Source organism: Haemophilus sp. THUN1691 (assembly GCF_059704425.1).
Genome location: NZ_AP046578.1, coordinates 1,065,109 through 1,081,664, shown reverse-complemented (window position 1 = coordinate 1,081,664; position 16,556 = coordinate 1,065,109). Strand labels below are relative to the sequence as shown.

The following is a 16,556-nucleotide window of genomic DNA, read 5'->3' as shown; positions in this document are numbered from 1 at the left end:
AATGCTCCCCTTACTTTTTAATAATTAACCATTAATAAATTTTTCACCTAATTCAATATCAGCACGTAAAGTCGGCAACATATTTTCTAAGGCTTGTTGTTCAAAATTGCTCAATAGGCCAATTGGTAAAATTTCTTCTACACCATCTTTGCCTAAACGAACTGGTTGAGAGAAGAAACGAGCATATTTGCCGTCACCTTCAACATAAGTACATTCAACAACTGTTTCGCCACTCAATCCTTTCACTAAAGAACGAGCAAAACGTGCTGCAGCTTGCGCCATTGAAAGCGTTGCAGAACCACCACCCGCTTTTGCATTGACCACTTCTGTACCTGCATTTTGGATACGTTTTGTTAATGGTTCGATTTCATCTTCATTCCATTTAGCATATTGAACTTGAGAAAGTAATGGAAGAATAGTCACACCTGAGTGACCACCAATAACAGGAACGCTTGTACGAGAAACATTTAAACCTTTTAATTCAGCCACAAAGGTTTCAGAACGTAACACGTCTAAAGTTGTCACACCAAATAATTTACGTTTGTCGTAAACACCTGCTTTTTTCAATACTTCGGCCGCAATCGCAACGGTAGTATTTACTGGGTTAGTGATGATACCAACACAAGCTTTCGGGCAAGTGACCGCGACTTTTTCAATTAAACCACAAATAATGCCTGCATTAATATTGAATAAATCTGAACGATCCATACCAGGTTTACGTGCAACACCAGCAGAAATTAATACAACATCTGCACCTTCAAGTGCTGGTGTTGGATCTTCACCAGAAAAACCTTTCACATTCACTGCAGTTGGAATATGGCTCACATCCACTGCAACACCTGGGGTCACAGGGGCAATATCATATAATGCTAAATCTGAACCAGCAGGCAACTGAAGTTTTAGTAATAACGCTAATGCTTGACCAATACCGCCTGCGGCGCCTAATACTGCAACTTTCATAAATACTCCTTATGTGTTAGTTAATTTAAGATGAGCTGATTTTAAAATTTTCATCTCACAATTACAAACAGAGAAATATCATTCTATGATCTAGTTCACATTTCTGAGGTAATTTTTTCCTTCTCTTAGCTTTTATTTACATTCAAGTTGATGAAAATGAATTTTTATGCAATTCTTATGCAAATTTTTGACTATTGAAAAATAAAATGACTGACAATTTAACTCGCGCTTTTAAAGAATTACTCAATCAAGAACGCTTTGGCTCTCAAAGTGAGATTGTCGATGCCTTAAAAAAACAAGGCTTTACAGGCATTAATCAATCAAAAATATCCAGAATGCTCACCAAATTTGGCGCTGTTCGTACCCGTAATACCAAAATGGAAATGGTCTATTGCTTACCAGGTGAATTAAGTGTTCCTAATACTAGTAGTCCATTAAAAAATCTTGTATTAGACGTTGATTACAATGATATGTTAATTGTCATTAAGACTTCTCCAGGTGCGGCACAACTCATCGCTCGCTTGCTCGATTCAATTGGAAAATCAGAAGGCATCTTAGGCACTATCGCAGGTGATGATACAATTTTTATCACACCAACCCGTGGTACAAAAATTGTTGACTTACTCACAAATGTTCAACGTTTATTTGAAAACGCGTTGTAATGAACATTTTATTAACTGGAGGCACGGGACTTATTGGCAAAGCACTTGTCGAACAACTCTGCTTACGCAATGAACAAGTGACGATCTTAACGCGCTCAAGTACGCCGTACACTATCTCAAAGCAAAAAAATATCAAATTTATTACCGCACTTTCAGAACTCGATTTACAAGAACAGTTCGATGCGATCATCAATCTTGCTGGCGAGCCGATTTTTCATAAAGCTTGGACGACAAAGCAAAAATCTATTTTACGAGAAAGTCGTTTAAGCCTCACCACTCAACTGGTTGAATTCATTAACCAATATCAGCAATACCCTATTTTTATTTCAGGTTCAGCGACTGGAATTTACGGAGATCAAGACGAACAAAAAATTACCGAAACAAGCAAAACAACAAAAACCTTCAGCGCACAATTATGCCAAGATTGGGAAAATATTGCGAGACAAGCTGATGCAAGAGTTTGTTTGATTCGAACAGGCATGGTCTTTTCTAAGAAAGAGGGTGCCCTTGCTCAAATGTTGCCTTTATATAAATGGGGACTTGGTGGCAAACTGGGCAATGGAGAGCAATATTTTCCCTGGATTGCTTTGGAAGATATGGTCAATGGCATTTTATTTTTACTCGATCATTCAGAATGCCAAGGCTCATTTAACTTCACCGCCCCTAATCCCATAAAACAGTATAAATTTAACCACACTTTGGCTCGAATATTAAAACGTCCTGCCTTTGCAACCATTCCAAAATGGATATTACATTTCATTCTTGGCGAACGAGCGAATCTATTACTAGAAAGCCAAAATGTTGTGCCTGAAAAATTACTCAACGCTGGATTCCAATTTCAATATTCTGATTGCGAAAACTATCTAAAAGATATCCTAAAAAACAAATAAAAAAATCACCGCACTTTTTTAATGCGGTGATTTTTATCGGACTAAATATCTCGCCTTATCGCCATTTATTGTTCATTATAAATTTCAAGATTAGATGCTTGTTTTTCACGTTTTTTCTTTGCACTATCGTTCCGTTGACTTGCGATTTTGTCCAAATATTCTGGCGTGATGTCACCTGTAATATATTCGCCAGTGAACACTGAACAATCAAACCCTCGAATAGACGGATTTTCTAATTGAACTGATTCGGTAAGTGCGGTCAGATCTTGGAAAATTAATTTGTCCACACCAATTAAATGCGCAATTTCATCAACATCTCGACCGTAAGCGATCAGTTCATCGCGACTCGGCATATCAATACCATATACATTCGGATAACGAATTTCTGGAGCAGCAGAGGCAAAGTAAATTTTCTTCGCGCCAGCTGAGCGAGCCATTTCAACAATTTGCTCAGAGGTTGTACCTCGAACGATAGAATCGTCCACCAATAAGACGTTTTTATCTTTAAATTCAGCTTTAATGGTATTCAATTTGCGACGAACAGAACTAATACGCTGTGCTTGTCCTGGCATAATAAACGTACGACCAACATAGCGATTTTTCACAAATCCTTGTCGGTAAGGTTTCCCTAGTACTCGAGCTATTTGTAACGCAATATCTGTGGAGGTTTCAGGAACGGGAATCACCACATCAATATTATCAATTTCATCCGTCCATTCTTTTGCAATTTTTTGTCCTAGTTTTTCGCCCATGTGAACACGTGCAGCATAAACAGAGACGCCATCAATCGTTGAATCTGGACGTGCAAAATAAACATACTCAAAAATACAAGGATTTAACACCGCACTTTCGGCACATTGTTGCGAATAAAGCTCACCATCAAACGTCACATAAACGGCTTCACCTGGTGCAATATCGCGAACAAAGTCAAAACCCACAATATCTAAAGCTACAGTTTCAGAGGCAAACATATAATCGGTTTTGCCATTTTCTTCGCGTTTACCCAACACCAAAGGACGAATACCAAAAGGATCACGAAACGCAACCATGCCATGCCCAATAATCATCGCTAAACAAGCATAAGCACCACGAACATCGTTGTGAGTTTTACGAACAGCATAGAAAATATCTTGTGGATCGAGATGGTTTTTAGGAATATGATCAAGATGATTAGCTAGAATATTAAGAAGAAGTTCGGAATCTGAATTAGTGTTTACATGGCGGCGAGCTGTTTTAAAGACTTTTTCTTTTAATTCCACTGAATTGGTTAAATTGCCGTTATGCACTAAAGTGACACCATAGGGAGAATTCACATAAAAAGGCTGCGCCTCTGAGACACTAGAACTTCCTGCCGTAGGATAGCGAACATGACCCAATCCAGCATTTCCTTGCAAGCGTAGCATATGCTCTTGATGGAACACATCGCTCACTAAACCATTAGCTTTACGTAAGCGGAAACGGTTTTCATCATCAACCGTTACAATACCTGCCGCATCTTGTCCACGATGTTGCAAAAGAGTTAATGCTGCATAAATAGATTCATTAACCGGACTTTGGCTAACAATACCGACAATACCACACATTTTGTGTTCCTTATTGATTAAGCGTTGGATTTAAAAAACTTGAACTAGCCTGAAGTTGTTGAAAGAACCATTCAATAATAAAACCAAAGTGCGGTATTAATTGAGATTCTTTCCACCAATCAGTTTGTTCAAAATTGGTGAAGGTATCCATAAAAAATAATAACGCAGCGACAATCAGCGCACCGCGTACTAAACCAAAAATCGCACCTAACACACGATCTGTGCCACTTAAACCCGTCTTATCTACTAATTGACTAATCACATAATTTACTATAGCGCCCACAATTAAAGTCAGTACAAATAAAATCCCGATTGCGGTTCCATTACGAACATACATTGATTCAATTTGCGTAAGATAAGCGGCAAGATAAGGATAGAACTGACTTGCTACAATAAATGCCACAACCCAGCTACCGAGTGAAAGCACTTCGCGCACAAAACCGCGTAATAAACTGACAAGAATGGAAAAAGCGATAATGCCAATAATAATGTAATCGATCATTAAAAAATCTCTCAATGAAAAACGGCCGTTTAAAACGACCGAGGTATTCTACAAAAATAAAGCCAAAAAGAAAACGTTTGCGTAAACTAAATTTCCTGCCAAAAAGCTCGTTCAAATTTGCTTTGAGCTTTCTTTAAGACTTCTGCTAAATGTTGGTATGTCGGTTGATCTTGCACAAAAGGCAAGGGTTCATGTAGTTGTTTTAAGCGTTCGCAAATATCATAAAACCACACCGCACTTTGATTTTCTAATGGCGAATTCGCACGCTTGCCAAGCCAATAAAGACCTTGAAAAGGAATAAGCAAGGCAAAAAGTGCGGTCAAAATTGCAATAGAAAAGGCCATCAAATCATTTTTTGCATAAATCTGTTGCCACACCACTGCAAATACAGCAACAAAGGGCATGAATTTTTGTGCAAAACTCGTGGCTTTCATAATGCGGTTTTCTGGGAAAATAATCCCTAATTTAGCCTCCTGTGGCCAAGTATTAAGATAAATCTGTCCCTGTTTTAAAATGGAAAAAAATGCCATAAAAACACCTTTAAAAAACAACCGCACTTATCATACCCCAGTTTGCCTGAAATTGTCACCTTACTGAAAAAGTTTAATTTTTCAAAAAGTTCCATAAATCGTTGTCTTTTTATGCTGGGATGAATTTATTTTGTTTATCAAAAGGTGTATCCTATGCCAGATTTTTTCAGTCCATCAGCAAGGTGGATTTCCATTAACTTTAATCAAATATAGGGTTCCCATGTCAAAACTTGTTCTTATCCTTAACTGTGGTAGTTCTTCACTAAAATTTGCAATTCTTGATCCTGCAACAGGTGAAGAAAAATTATCCGGCTTAGCGGAAGCATTTTTCTTACCAGAAGCTCGTATCAAATGGAAACTCAATGGTGAGAAAGGTAACGCAGATTTAGGCGCAGGCGCAGCTCATACTGAAGCACTTAACTTTATCGCGTCTAATATCATGACAGATGAGCTTAAAAACTCTATCGCGGCAATTGGTCACCGTATCGTACATGGCGGTGAAAAATACACCCAATCTGTTATCGTAACTGATGAAGTCGTTAAAGGTATTGAAGATGCTGCACAATTTGCGCCACTTCACAATCCAGCGCACTTAATCGGTATTCGCGAAGCATTCAACGCATTCCCGCACTTAAAAGATAAAAACGTAGTAGTTTTTGATACGGCATTCCACCAAACCATGCCTGAAGAAGCATACCTTTATGCCCTTCCATACTCTTTATATAAAGAACATGGCGTTCGTCGCTACGGTGCACACGGTACCAGCCACTACTTCGTTTCTCGTGAAGTCGCTGAATATGTAGGTAAACCAGCAGACCAAGTCAATACGATTATTTGTCACTTAGGTAATGGTGGTTCTGTTTCTGTTGTGCGTAACGGTAAATGTATCGATACATCAATGGGCTTAACTCCGTTAGAAGGTTTAGTCATGGGCACTCGTTGTGGTGATATCGACCCTGCAATCGTATTCTACCTATACAAAACTTTAGGTATGTCTATGGAACAAATCGAAGAGACTTTAGTGAAAAAATCTGGTCTTTTAGGTTTAACTGAAGTAACAAGCGACTGCCGTTATGCTGAAGATAACTACGATGACGCATCTAAACCAGAAGCAAAACGCGCTTTAGACGTATACAGCTATCGTTTAGCGAAATACATCGGTGCTTATATGGCTGTATTAGGTGATGATCATTTAGATGCGATTGCTTTCACTGGTGGTATTGGTGAGAACTCAGCACACGTTCGTGAATTAGCATTAAATCACTTAAAATTATTTGGTATTAAAGTAGATAACGAACGCAATCTAGCGGCACGTTTCGGTAAAGATGGCGTAATCACCACTGATGATTCCGCATTTAAAGCGATTGTTCTTCCAACTAACGAAGAATTAGTTATCGCACAAGATACCGCTAAACTTTGTTTCTAATTTAACAACAAGCTGCCGAATTTTTCGGCAGTTTTTATTTATAACATATACACATTAAGGTTTAACTATGTCTCGCACGATTATCCTTATCCCTGTAAGCACAGGCGTGGGTTTAACTAGCATTAGTCTGGGATTAATCCATTCTCTTGAACAAAAAGGCGCAAAAGTTGGTTTTATGAAACCTGTTTCTCAACCAAGCACAGGTGAAGATAAACTGGATCGTACAACCTCTATCATTCGCACCAGCACTACCCTTGAAACGTCTGAACCGTTTATGTTAAGCGTTGCGGAATCATTGATTGGGCAAAATCAGTCTGATGTATTACTAGAAAAAATTGTGGCAAATCACCAACAATTAACTAAAAACAACGATATCGTTGTGGTTGAAGGCTTAATTCCCACAAGAAAACACGGTTACGCAAATAGCATCAACTATGAAATTGCACAAGCATTAGATGCAGAAATCGTATTAGTTGCAGCACCTGCAACTGAAACCCCAACTGAATTAAAAGATCGCGTAGAAGCAGCAGCCTCTCTATTTGGTGGTAAAAACAATCCGAATCTTTTAGGCGTAGTTGTAAACAAATTTAATGCACCCGTTGATGAATCTGGTCGTACACGCCCTGATCTTGCTGAAATCTTTGATTCGTTCCAACACAGCCATGCATGTGAAGCAGAAGTGAGCAAATTATTTGCAAATAGCTCAATCAAATTATTAGCTTGTGTGCCTTGGTCAGCAGATTTAATCGCAACACGTGCGATCGATTTAGTGAAATACTTAGGCGCATCAATTATCACTGAAGGAGATATTAACCGTCGTATCCGTGGTATCACTTTCTGTGCAAGAAGTTTACCAAATATGGTTGAGCATTTCCGTGCAGGTAGCTTATTAGTCGCTTCAGCAGATCGTCCAGATGTACTTGTTGCAGCCGCTCTCGCAGCGTCAAATGGTATTGAAATCGGCGGTCTCTTATTAACTGGCGGTTACAAAATTGATGCTCAAATCAATAAACTTTGCCAACCAGCTTTTGAAAAAGCAAAATTGCCAATCTTCCGTATTGAAGGTAACACCTGGCAAACAGCATTAAATTTACAAAACTTTAATCTTGAAGTGCCCGTTGATGATAAAGAGCGTATCGAAAACATCAAACAATACACTAGCCAACACTTTAATGGTGACTTTATCAATAACTTAGTTGCAGATTCTACTCGTTTACGTCGTTTATCCCCGCCAGCATTCCGTTTCCAATTGACTGAACTTGCTCGTGCTGCGAAAAAACGCATTGTGCTTCCTGAAGGTGATGAACCTCGTACAATCAAAGCTGCCGTACTTTGTGCAGAACGTGGCATTGCGGAATGTGTGCTTTTAGCAGATCCAGCATCTGTTCAACGTGTAGCTGAAGCACAAGGTGTTAAACTAGGTAAAGGCATTACAATCATTAACCCAGCAGATGTTCGTGAAAACTATGTTGCTCGTTTAGTTGAATTACGTAAAGCAAAAGGTATGACAGAAACTGCAGCTCGTGAACAATTAGAAGATACCGTAGTGCTTGGCACCATGATGTTAGAAGCAAATGAAGTAGATGGTTTAGTATCTGGAGCCGTTCACACGACTGCAAACACCATTCGTCCACCAATGCAAATCATCAAAACTGCACCGGGTAGTTCAATTGTTTCTTCTATCTTCTTTATGTTATTACCAGATCAAGTACTTGTTTACGGTGACTGTGCGGTAAACCCTGATCCTACAGCAGAACAACTTGCTGAAATCGCAATTCAATCTGCGGATTCTGCGAAAGCATTTGGTATTGATCCAAAAGTCGCAATGATTTCTTACTCAACAGGTACATCTGGTAGCGGTGCTGATGTAGAAAAAGTGAAAGAAGCAACTCGTATTGCAAAAGAAAAACGCCCTGATTTATTAATCGATGGCCCATTACAATACGATGCGGCTGTGATGGAAGATGTGGCTCGCTCTAAAGCACCAAATTCACCAGTAGCAGGTAAAGCAACGGTATTCGTATTCCCTGACTTAAATACGGGTAACACGACTTACAAAGCAGTACAACGTTCTGCAGATTTAGTGTCTATTGGCCCAATGCTTCAAGGTATGCGCAAACCAGTCAATGACTTATCTCGCGGTGCCTTAGTTGATGATATTGTGTACACAATTGCCTTAACTGCAATTCAAGCGACACAATAGTTCAAGTAAAAACATAAAAGAAAATACCGCACTTTGCCCTAGGCAGTAAAAGTGCGGTATTTTTTATAACGTTTTTTACAAATCAACCAAAATCAAAATTGCGGCTTCACCGCCCCATTCTCTTGGCGCTTGATGTAATGCCCGCACTTTAGGATGTTGTACTAACCAACGTGGAATTTGCTTTTTCAAGGTAAAGGTGCCATAGCCCGTCATTATACTGGCACAATCAACATGCTCATTTTCACAAGCCAGTAAAAGTGCGGCTAATTCTTGTTTAGCTTGTTCACGGGTTAAACCATGTAAATCTAAAAACAATTCTGGCGAAAAATCTCCGCGACGAAGTTGTTTTAATAAATGGGAATCTTCCCCATCACGTAAATATTTCACAACACCATCATTGTCATTCAGTAACGGCTCATATTCATCAGAAAAATAGAACAATGTATCTTCTTTCGCTCGTAATTCTTTCAATTCTATTTTTTTCTGATCACGTTTTTGGCGAGGGGGAACAAAAGTATCTTGTTTAATTAGTTTAATGCCTTTGGTTTCCGCACGGAATAAATCAAATTCGTCTTGCATTTTTTCTCATTAATTTCAAATTTTGCGTATCATATCATAGTTCTACATTCTCATCTGTGGTATAACTACGCCAAATTTTCATACGGAATTTTATGCTAACTTTTCTACTCACTTTTATGGAGAAATGCGATGGAAACCTCACATAACCAAGAATTAGTTGCAACTATCTTGGAAGATAATGTTGCAAACGAACTGCAAACCATCCAAGATTTTCTGCGTTGGACGTATAGTATTCTCAATCGATCTGATATTTACTTCGGGCAAGGGCACGATAATCCTTGGGATGAAAGCCTGCAACTCGTTTTAAGTGGCTTACATTTACCCATTGATTTACCTACCGAATTATTTAACAGTCGATTAACCCCATCTGAAAAAGAAACCTTAGTTCAACTTGTATTAACCCGAATCGAACAACGCGTACCAGTGGCATATTTAACAAATAGTGCTTGGTTCTGCGGTCACGAATTTTATGTGGATGAACGAACCATTATTCCACGTTCTCCAATTAGTGCGTTAATTCAAGATCGCTTTGAAGATTTAATTTCACAAGAGCCGAATCATATTCTCGATCTATGCACAGGTAGCGGTTGTATTGCCATTGCTTGTGCTTATGCTTTCCAGAATGCGGAAGTGGATGCAGTCGATTTATCAGTTGATGCACTTAATGTCGCGGAGATCAATATTTCACGTCATCAATTAGAGCATCGCGTATTCCCGATTCAATCAAACTTATTTGAAAATATTTTAGGACAAAAATACGATCTTATCGTGACCAATCCACCTTATGTGGATGAAGAAGATCTCGCCGATATGTCAGAAGAATTCCATTTTGAACCAGAGTTAGCCTTAGGTTCTGGTCATGATGGCTTAAACATTACCAAACAAATTTTGAAACAAGCGCCAGATTACTTAACTGAAAATGGCTTGTTGGTGTGTGAAGTGGGCAATAGCATGGTGAGCTTAATTGAGCAATATCCAGAGGTACCATTTGAATGGGTAGAACTTAAAAATGGCGGACTAGGCGTATTTGCTATTCAGCGTAAAGATTTAGTGAAATATCACAATCTGTTTTAATCTTTCAAGTGCGGTAAAATTTTAATATCAATTTTAACCGCACTTATAAAACTCATGGCGCGCGTTATTCAACGCGTGCTTTTCTTTTTATCATTTGACTCTATGAATTTACAAAAACTTTTACTTACTCGGCGTTTCTTTTCCACCCTTGCCTTTTTTTCTGTGCAAACGGTATTTCTGATTTATCTACAAAGTAAAGGATTGAGCAACAGCGAAATCGCCTTTTCCTTATCACTACTCTTTTTCTCAAACCAAGCTCTTTCCATTCTTGCTGGTATTTGGGGCGATCGCTATGGTTTAGCCAAAATGATGTTGCTCGGCTGTTTTTTAGACGTGATAGCTTATATTTTCTTTCTCGCGGCAGATAATTATTTATTGCTTCTTATTGCGACCACTGGTTTTGGTTTAGGCAGTTGCTTATTTGGAACCAATGCCAAAGCATGTTTGCTTGTGCTGGCTGGGGATGAATACAAAGAAAAAACGCGCTTGCAAGGGAAATATCTAAAAGTGACCTCCATGTCATCCATGTTTGCGCCGCTTTTAGTCATCCCATTTATTACATACGAACATATCGACTTGCTCATTTGGGTCTGTTTTTCAATGGAAGCCGTATTATTCGCCTTAATGGTGAAGCCTTTCTATCAAATTCAAACCTTACAAACGTTAGTAAAATTTCGCTTTACACAAATCAAAGAAATTATTACAAAAGAATTCCTCATGGTGCATTTAATGCTCTTTTTACCTCTTGCTATTGCGAGCTCTTTCTTTGTCATTTTTCCTTTTTTATTTAACAATAAACTTGGCATGCCTGAACATTCACCGATAGCGTTATTTGGCAACGGCTTACTCACTGTACTATTACAAAGCTATTTTTCCAGAAAAATTAATTTAACAATCAAACAAGCGGCATGGGTTGCCCCTCTGTTGGCTATTGGAATTATCGTGCCTTGGTTTATAACTTTACGTTATCTTTCCGTATTTTCAGCCTATGCCTATCTTGTCATTTTTACAGTCATTGAAGTGTATGCCCTCACGGCGATGGCAAACTTATTAGTGAAATTTGATAATGGCACTAATCGTGGTTTTATTTTTGGCGCATCAAGATTATTACTTTCTATCGCGACAGTTGGTGTGATGAACCTTGTTCCAGTTCTATTTTTAGTATAAAAAAGTGCGGTTGAAATTCTTATTAAATTTCAACCGCACTTCATTTATACATTATTATTTGGTTTCCAATTCAATGCCTTCAAATAATTTTTTCACTGAATTGTTATCACGCAAACGCTCGGCTTTTTCCACGACGCTACGAGTTAAGTGCGGTGAAAAATATTCCATGAAATCGTACATATAATTGCGTAAGAACGTGCTATGTTTAAATGCAATATTCGTCATACTCGGGCGGAACAAATGACTTGCATCAATCGCCACAAGATCTGTATCTAATGGCGTATGAGCCATAGATGCCATAATGCCCACCCCTAAGCCTAAGCGTACATAAGTCTTAATGATATCGGCATCAGTAGCGGTAAAGACTATATTCGGCAAAATGCCTGCGCTATTAAATGCGTAATCTAAATCAGAAACACCTGTAAAACCAAAAGTGTAGGTCACAAGCGGATATTTACCTAATTCCTCAATCGTCAATTCTTTCACTTTGGCAAGCGGATGTTCTGGCGTAACAATCACTGCGCGATTCCACCAATAGCATGGAATCTGAACCAAATCATCAAATAAATAAGGCGCTTCGGTAGTAATCGCCAAATCCACCTCTCCCGACATTAATGCATCATGAATTTGTGTTGGCGAACCTTGGTGAATATGCAAACTCACATCAGGATATTTTTTGGAAAAACGTTCAATCACGCTTGGCAGCATATAACGCGCCTGAGTATTTGTCGTCGCAATGCGTAATACACCGTGATTTGGTTGAGTATATTCATCAGCAACGGCACGGATACCTTGCGCTTTAACAAGTAACTCGCGTGCAATCGAAATAATCTTTTTCCCTGCTGGTGTAATTGATTTTATATGCTTGCCATGACGTTCAAAAATTTCTAGACCTAATTCATCTTCCAGCAACCGCACTTGCTTACTAATTCCAGGCTGTGATGTATAAAGCGCATTAGCCGCTTCAGTTACATTTAAATTATGGTTAGCAATTTCAACAATATACCGCAGTTGCTGCATTTTCATAAAAAAAGTCCTTATTTTTTATAACGTTTGCTCAGTTCAGAATAACGTTTTACCGCTTTACGAATTTGTCCAGATTTTGGACGACGACGTGGCTGTGTAACATCTAATTTCGTTTCGGTTTCAGCCGGTAATCCCACAAGTTCACGCAAGTAGTTGACGCTTTCAAGATCCATTTCTTCCCAGCCACCACGAGGCAAACCTTTCATCAGTTTGATATTGCCGTAACGAATACGAATCAATCGGCTAACTTGAATCCCTTGGGATTCCCACAAACGGCGAACCTCACGGTTACGTCCTTCCATCAAGGTTACGTCATACCATTGGTTAATACCCACACCGCCTGTAAATTTAATTTCTTTAAAGTTGGCAGGTCCATCTTCAAGCTGAACGCCTTTGCGTAAACGCGCTAACATCGCATCATCAACTTGACCAAATACTCGCACCGAATATTCACGTTCCACTTCACGGCTTGGGTGCATTAAGCGATTTGCTAATTCACCATCAGTAGTGAAAAGCAATAAACCTGATGTATTAATATCTAAACGCCCCACCGCAATCCAACGAGAACCTGTTAAACGTGGCAAACGATCAAACACTGTGGCACGCCCTTCTGGGTCGCTACGAGTACAAAGTTCACCTTCAGGTTTGTAATACATTAACACGCGGCAAATTTCTTTTTGTGCGTGGCTAAGATTAATAATTTGACCATCAATACGCACTTTCACGCCAGAATGTACGTCAATACGATCGCCTAAAGTCGCAATTTTACCCTCTACGCTCACTCTGCCTGCGGCAATCATTGTTTCAATTTCACGACGAGAGCCTTGTCCAGCACGCGCTAAAACTTTCTGTAATTTTTCACCCTCTACTTTAGGTTGATTCGAGGCTTTTACAACGGGTTTCGCTTTTGGCTTAGATAAAAATTTGTTGTCAGAATTAACCGCACTTTTTTTCGTATTTACCATTTCTACGCGAGCAGTACGAGACACTGAACGTCTATCATTTTTAGCTGAAAAATCACTTTTCTTTGCTGAATCTTTGGAAAAGTACGGTTGTCTTTGAGTTTGTTTTTGACTAGGTTTCATTGTTTTCCTTAAATAATGGAAAGGTCGCTTTCACAAGCGTCTATAAGTTAAATAAAAGGAGCAGTACTTCCACTTCCTTCGCGCAAAATCACTGGCGATTCTTCCGTTAAATCCACCACTGTTGTAGGCTCTTGCCCTAAATATCCACCATGAATAATTAAATCAACTTGGTGCTCCAAACGATCTCGAATTTCCTCAGGATCAGATTGCGTGGTATGTTCTTCACCTGGCAACATTAACGAACAAGATAAAATCGGCTCATCTAAGGCTGAAAGTAAATCTAAAGCGATCTTATTATCTGGTACGCGTAAACCTATGGTTTTACGTTTTGATGTCATTAAACGGCGCGGTAATTCTTTCGTTGCAGTAAGAATAAAAGTATAACTCCCAGGCGTATTATTTTTAATCAAACGATACGCAGTATTGCTCACCGTTGCGTAAGTTGAAAGCTCCGATAAATCACTACACACCAACGTAAAATTATGTCCTTCAGGCAATTTACGAATCGCTACAATGCGATCCATTGCATGTTTATCGCCCATCATACAGCCCAAGGCATATCCAGAATCCGTCGGATACACAATCACACCGCCTTTTTGTAAAATCTCTACGGCTTGATTAATCAAGCGCGCTTGTGGATTTTCAGGGTGGATATAAAAAAATTGGCTCATCTGTTTCTTCCTTAAAAAGTGTGTGCTGATTATAGCAGTTTTGCGCTCACTTTATAATGGCAAATATATAAAAATAAAGGCGTAGAGAGTCAATCTACGCCTTATCAAACTAAAGTGCGGTTAATTTTATGAAATTATTTTAATATCTTTCTCAAGGCTGCACCAATTTCAGCGAGGCTTTTTACACAGGTCACACCTGCGGCCTCAAGCGCAGCAATTTTTTCTGCGGCAGTGCCTTTTCCGCCACTAATAATAGCCCCCGCATGTCCCATCCGTTTACCTTTTGGCGCAGTGATACCCGCAATATAGGCAACCACTGGTTTAGTGACCTTATCTTTAATGAAGGTTGCGGCTTCTTCCTCAGCGGAACCGCCGATCTCGCCAATCATCACAATGGCTTCTGTTTCGGGATCTTGTTGAAATCTTTCGAGAATATCAATAAAACTAGAGCCTGGAATGGGATCGCCACCGATACCCACACAAGTCGATTGACCAAAACCTTCATCTGTAGTTTGTTTTACCGCTTCATACGTTAAAGTACCAGAACGAGAAACAATCCCCACTTTGCCTTTTTTATGTATATGTCCCGGCATGATGCCTATTTTACATTCATCAGGTGTAATCACACCCGGGCAATTTGGCCCAATCATCACAACGCCTGTTTCATTTAATTTTTGTTTCACCTTAAGCATATCCAATGTAGGGATGCCCTCAGTAATGCAGACAATTAACTTAATCCCTGCATCAATAGCTTCAATTATGGCATCTTTACAAAATGGTGCTGGCACATAAATGACTGTCGCGGTTGCCCCCGTATTTTCGACAGCTTCACGAACTGTATTAAAAACAGGCAAACCAAGATGGGTAGTTCCACCTTTATTTGGCGATACGCCACCAACTAATTGCGTTCCGTAGGCTAATGCTTGTTCAGAATGAAAAGTCCCCTGTCCACCAGTAAAACCTTGGCAAATCACTTTCGTATTTTTATCAATTAAAATCGCCATTAGTGTTCTCCTTTTGCTGCATTCACGGCTAATTCTGCGGCTTGTTGTAAACTCTGTGCGGTAAGAATATTAACGTCGCTTTCCGCTAAAATTTGGCGACCTATTTCAGCATTAGTCCCTTCTAATCGTACAACCACAGGCACTCTCACGCCCACTTCATTTACTGCAGCAATCACGCCTTCAGCAATCAAATCACAACGAACAATGCCACCAAAAATATTCACTAAAATCACCTTCACTGAAGGATCGGTTAAAATGATTTTGAACGCTTCAGCAACCCGCTCTTTCGTTGTACCACCACCCACATCAAGAAAATTCGCAGGCTTACCACCATAGAGTTTCACAATATCCATGGTTCCCATTGCAAGCCCAGCCCCGTTTACCATACAACCAATATCGCCCTCTAAAGCCACATAGTTTAACTGGAATTTTTCAGCTTCTGCTTCACGAGCATCATTTTGAGTTAAATCTTGCAGTGCTAAGAGATCTTTATGGCGAAATAAAGCGTTATCATCAACAGATATTTTGGCGTCTAGACAAACCAAATTGCCTTGTTTAGTCAGAACAAGTGGATTAACTTCCACTAAAGATAAATCTTTTTCTAAAAACAAACGAGACAATCCCATAAAGATATCGGTAAACTGTTTGTTTTGCGTACCACTTAACCCTAATTTAAACGCCAATTCACGGCCTTGATAAGGCAATCCTCCAAATAAAGGATCAATGGTGACTTTGTGGAGTAAGTGCGGTGAATTTTGCGCGACTTCTTCAATATCCATACCACCCGCAGGAGAAGCAATAAACACCACTTTTTGAGAGGCGCGATCAACAACCGCACTTAAGTAAAATTCTTTATCAATATCGCAAGTTTCTTCAAAATAAATCTGGTTTACTGGCTGACCCGATTTATCCGTTTGAAAAGTGACTAAACGTTGTCCTAGCCATTTTTCTGAAAAAGATCTTGCTTCCTCTACATCGTGCACTAATTTAACGCCACCCGCTTTACCACGCCCACCCGCATGAACTTGGCATTTCGCTGCCCACTTATCGCCTGAAAGTTGAGCCAGTACCAAATCTACTTCATCAACAGATTGACAGACCGCCCCATTTTTTACGGGTAATCCATAATGCTCAAATAGTTGTTTTGCTTGGTATTCGTGTAAATTCATTCGCGACGTCCTTTTTGGTTATGAA

General features: G+C 39.4%; 16 protein-coding genes. 6 read left to right on the top strand and 10 right to left on the bottom strand.

What is annotated here, in order from left to right; all coding sequences use genetic code 11:
- Positions 1–24 precede the first annotated feature (24 nt).
- On the bottom strand, positions 25–960 hold the full coding sequence (mdh, locus tag AC6H0J_RS05265) for a malate dehydrogenase (protein WP_005626262.1): 936 nt from the start codon (positions 958–960) through the stop codon (positions 25–27).
- A gap of 206 nt (positions 961–1,166) precedes the next feature.
- On the opposite strand from mdh, the gene argR reads away from it, so the two are divergent.
- On the top strand, positions 1,167–1,622 hold the full coding sequence (gene argR, locus AC6H0J_RS05260; RefSeq protein ID WP_005626264.1) for a transcriptional regulator ArgR: 456 nt from the start codon (positions 1,167–1,169) through the stop codon (positions 1,620–1,622).
- Positions 1,622–2,512, top strand: a complete 891-nt coding sequence (locus AC6H0J_RS05255) for a TIGR01777 family oxidoreductase (RefSeq protein ID WP_005626266.1) — start codon at positions 1,622–1,624, stop codon at positions 2,510–2,512. Before argR ends, AC6H0J_RS05255 begins: the two co-directional genes overlap by 1 nt.
- Positions 2,513–2,577: 65 nt before the next feature.
- On the opposite strand, the gene purF is transcribed toward AC6H0J_RS05255, so the two are convergent.
- The 3 genes from purF to yfbV all read right to left on the bottom strand — a co-directional run bounded on the left by purF (position 2,578) and on the right by yfbV (position 5,127).
- Positions 2,578–4,095: an amidophosphoribosyltransferase gene (purF, locus tag AC6H0J_RS05250; RefSeq protein ID WP_046952989.1), complete on the bottom strand. Its 1,518-nt coding sequence runs from the start codon at positions 4,093–4,095 to the stop codon at positions 2,578–2,580.
- 10 nt (positions 4,096–4,105) lie between these two features.
- The gene (locus tag AC6H0J_RS05245; protein ID WP_046952988.1) at positions 4,106–4,597 is read right to left on the bottom strand and encodes a CvpA family protein; all 492 of its coding nucleotides are present in this window, start codon (positions 4,595–4,597) and stop codon (positions 4,106–4,108) included.
- Positions 4,598–4,683: 86 nt separating this feature from the next.
- Entirely contained in the window at positions 4,684–5,127 is a 444-nt protein-coding gene (yfbV, locus tag AC6H0J_RS05240; RefSeq protein ID WP_032828024.1) for a terminus macrodomain insulation protein YfbV, read from the bottom strand.
- 220 nt (positions 5,128–5,347) lie between these two features.
- On the opposite strand from yfbV, the gene AC6H0J_RS05235 reads away from it, so the two are divergent.
- Both AC6H0J_RS05235 and pta read left to right on the top strand, forming a co-directional pair.
- Positions 5,348–6,553 (top strand): acetate kinase, encoded by a 1,206-nt coding sequence (locus AC6H0J_RS05235; protein WP_046942601.1) that lies wholly within the window; start codon positions 5,348–5,350, stop codon positions 6,551–6,553.
- Between the two features lie 67 nt (positions 6,554–6,620).
- Complete coding sequence (gene pta / locus AC6H0J_RS05230; protein ID WP_046952987.1) at positions 6,621–8,756, top strand: phosphate acetyltransferase; 2,136 nt, start codon at positions 6,621–6,623, stop codon at positions 8,754–8,756.
- 75 nt (positions 8,757–8,831) lie between these two features.
- Here pta and smrB read toward each other — a convergent pair whose 3' ends face one another.
- Positions 8,832–9,335 carry an endonuclease SmrB gene (smrB, locus tag AC6H0J_RS05225; RefSeq protein ID WP_046952986.1) on the bottom strand — a complete coding sequence of 168 codons (504 nt, stop codon included), beginning with the start codon at positions 9,333–9,335 and terminating at the stop codon, positions 8,832–8,834.
- A 129-nt stretch (positions 9,336–9,464) separates the two neighbouring features.
- Here smrB and prmB point away from each other — a divergent pair, with 129 nt between their 5' ends.
- Both prmB and AC6H0J_RS05215 read left to right on the top strand, forming a co-directional pair.
- Complete coding sequence (gene prmB, locus AC6H0J_RS05220) at positions 9,465–10,409, top strand: 50S ribosomal protein L3 N(5)-glutamine methyltransferase (protein ID WP_046952985.1); 945 nt, start codon at positions 9,465–9,467, stop codon at positions 10,407–10,409.
- A 102-nt stretch (positions 10,410–10,511) separates the two neighbouring features.
- On the top strand, positions 10,512–11,576 hold the full coding sequence (locus tag AC6H0J_RS05215; protein ID WP_046952997.1) for an MFS transporter: 1,065 nt from the start codon (positions 10,512–10,514) through the stop codon (positions 11,574–11,576).
- A gap of 54 nt (positions 11,577–11,630) precedes the next feature.
- On the opposite strand, the gene cysB is transcribed toward AC6H0J_RS05215, so the two are convergent.
- The 5 genes from cysB to sucC form a co-directional block, all read right to left on the bottom strand.
- Positions 11,631–12,602, bottom strand: coding sequence for an HTH-type transcriptional regulator CysB (cysB, locus tag AC6H0J_RS05210; RefSeq protein ID WP_046952984.1), 972 nt, complete (start codon positions 12,600–12,602; stop codon positions 11,631–11,633).
- An 11-nt stretch (positions 12,603–12,613) separates the two neighbouring features.
- Complete coding sequence (rluB, locus tag AC6H0J_RS05205) at positions 12,614–13,687, bottom strand: 23S rRNA pseudouridine(2605) synthase RluB (RefSeq protein WP_118817039.1); 1,074 nt, start codon at positions 13,685–13,687, stop codon at positions 12,614–12,616.
- A 47-nt stretch (positions 13,688–13,734) separates the two neighbouring features.
- On the bottom strand, positions 13,735–14,358 hold the full coding sequence (locus AC6H0J_RS05200) for an L-threonylcarbamoyladenylate synthase (protein ID WP_046952982.1): 624 nt from the start codon (positions 14,356–14,358) through the stop codon (positions 13,735–13,737).
- 134 nt (positions 14,359–14,492) lie between these two features.
- Complete coding sequence (gene sucD / locus AC6H0J_RS05195) at positions 14,493–15,362, bottom strand: succinate--CoA ligase subunit alpha (RefSeq protein WP_046952981.1); 870 nt, start codon at positions 15,360–15,362, stop codon at positions 14,493–14,495.
- The gene (gene sucC, locus AC6H0J_RS05190) at positions 15,362–16,531 is read right to left on the bottom strand and encodes an ADP-forming succinate--CoA ligase subunit beta (protein WP_046952980.1); all 1,170 of its coding nucleotides are present in this window, start codon (positions 16,529–16,531) and stop codon (positions 15,362–15,364) included. The genes sucD and sucC overlap by 1 nt, the downstream gene beginning before the upstream one ends.
- Between the last annotated feature and the right edge of the window lie 25 nt (positions 16,532–16,556).

Coding starts and splice junctions, on each gene's coding strand:
- smrB (WP_046952986.1), bottom strand. CDS start 9,335: ATGCAAGACGAATTTGATTTATTCCGTGCGGAAACCAAAGGCATTAAA.
- AC6H0J_RS05200 (WP_046952982.1), bottom strand. CDS start 14,358: ATGAGCCAATTTTTTTATATCCACCCTGAAAATCCACAAGCGCGCTTG.
- sucD (WP_046952981.1), bottom strand. CDS start 15,362: ATGGCGATTTTAATTGATAAAAATACGAAAGTGATTTGCCAAGGTTTT.
- mdh (WP_005626262.1), bottom strand. CDS start 960: ATGAAAGTTGCAGTATTAGGCGCCGCAGGCGGTATTGGTCAAGCATTA.
- rluB (WP_118817039.1), bottom strand. CDS start 13,687: ATGAAACCTAGTCAAAAACAAACTCAAAGACAACCGTACTTTTCCAAA.
- cysB (WP_046952984.1), bottom strand. CDS start 12,602: ATGAAAATGCAGCAACTGCGGTATATTGTTGAAATTGCTAACCATAAT.
- AC6H0J_RS05245 (WP_046952988.1), bottom strand. CDS start 4,597: ATGATCGATTACATTATTATTGGCATTATCGCTTTTTCCATTCTTGTC.
- purF (WP_046952989.1), bottom strand. CDS start 4,095: ATGTGTGGTATTGTCGGTATTGTTAGCCAAAGTCCGGTTAATGAATCT.
- AC6H0J_RS05215 (WP_046952997.1), top strand. CDS start 10,512: ATGAATTTACAAAAACTTTTACTTACTCGGCGTTTCTTTTCCACCCTT.
- sucC (WP_046952980.1), bottom strand. CDS start 16,531: ATGAATTTACACGAATACCAAGCAAAACAACTATTTGAGCATTATGGA.
- AC6H0J_RS05255 (WP_005626266.1), top strand. CDS start 1,622: ATGAACATTTTATTAACTGGAGGCACGGGACTTATTGGCAAAGCACTT.
- argR (WP_005626264.1), top strand. CDS start 1,167: ATGACTGACAATTTAACTCGCGCTTTTAAAGAATTACTCAATCAAGAA.
- pta (WP_046952987.1), top strand. CDS start 6,621: ATGTCTCGCACGATTATCCTTATCCCTGTAAGCACAGGCGTGGGTTTA.
- AC6H0J_RS05235 (WP_046942601.1), top strand. CDS start 5,348: ATGTCAAAACTTGTTCTTATCCTTAACTGTGGTAGTTCTTCACTAAAA.
- yfbV (WP_032828024.1), bottom strand. CDS start 5,127: ATGGCATTTTTTTCCATTTTAAAACAGGGACAGATTTATCTTAATACT.
- prmB (WP_046952985.1), top strand. CDS start 9,465: ATGGAAACCTCACATAACCAAGAATTAGTTGCAACTATCTTGGAAGAT.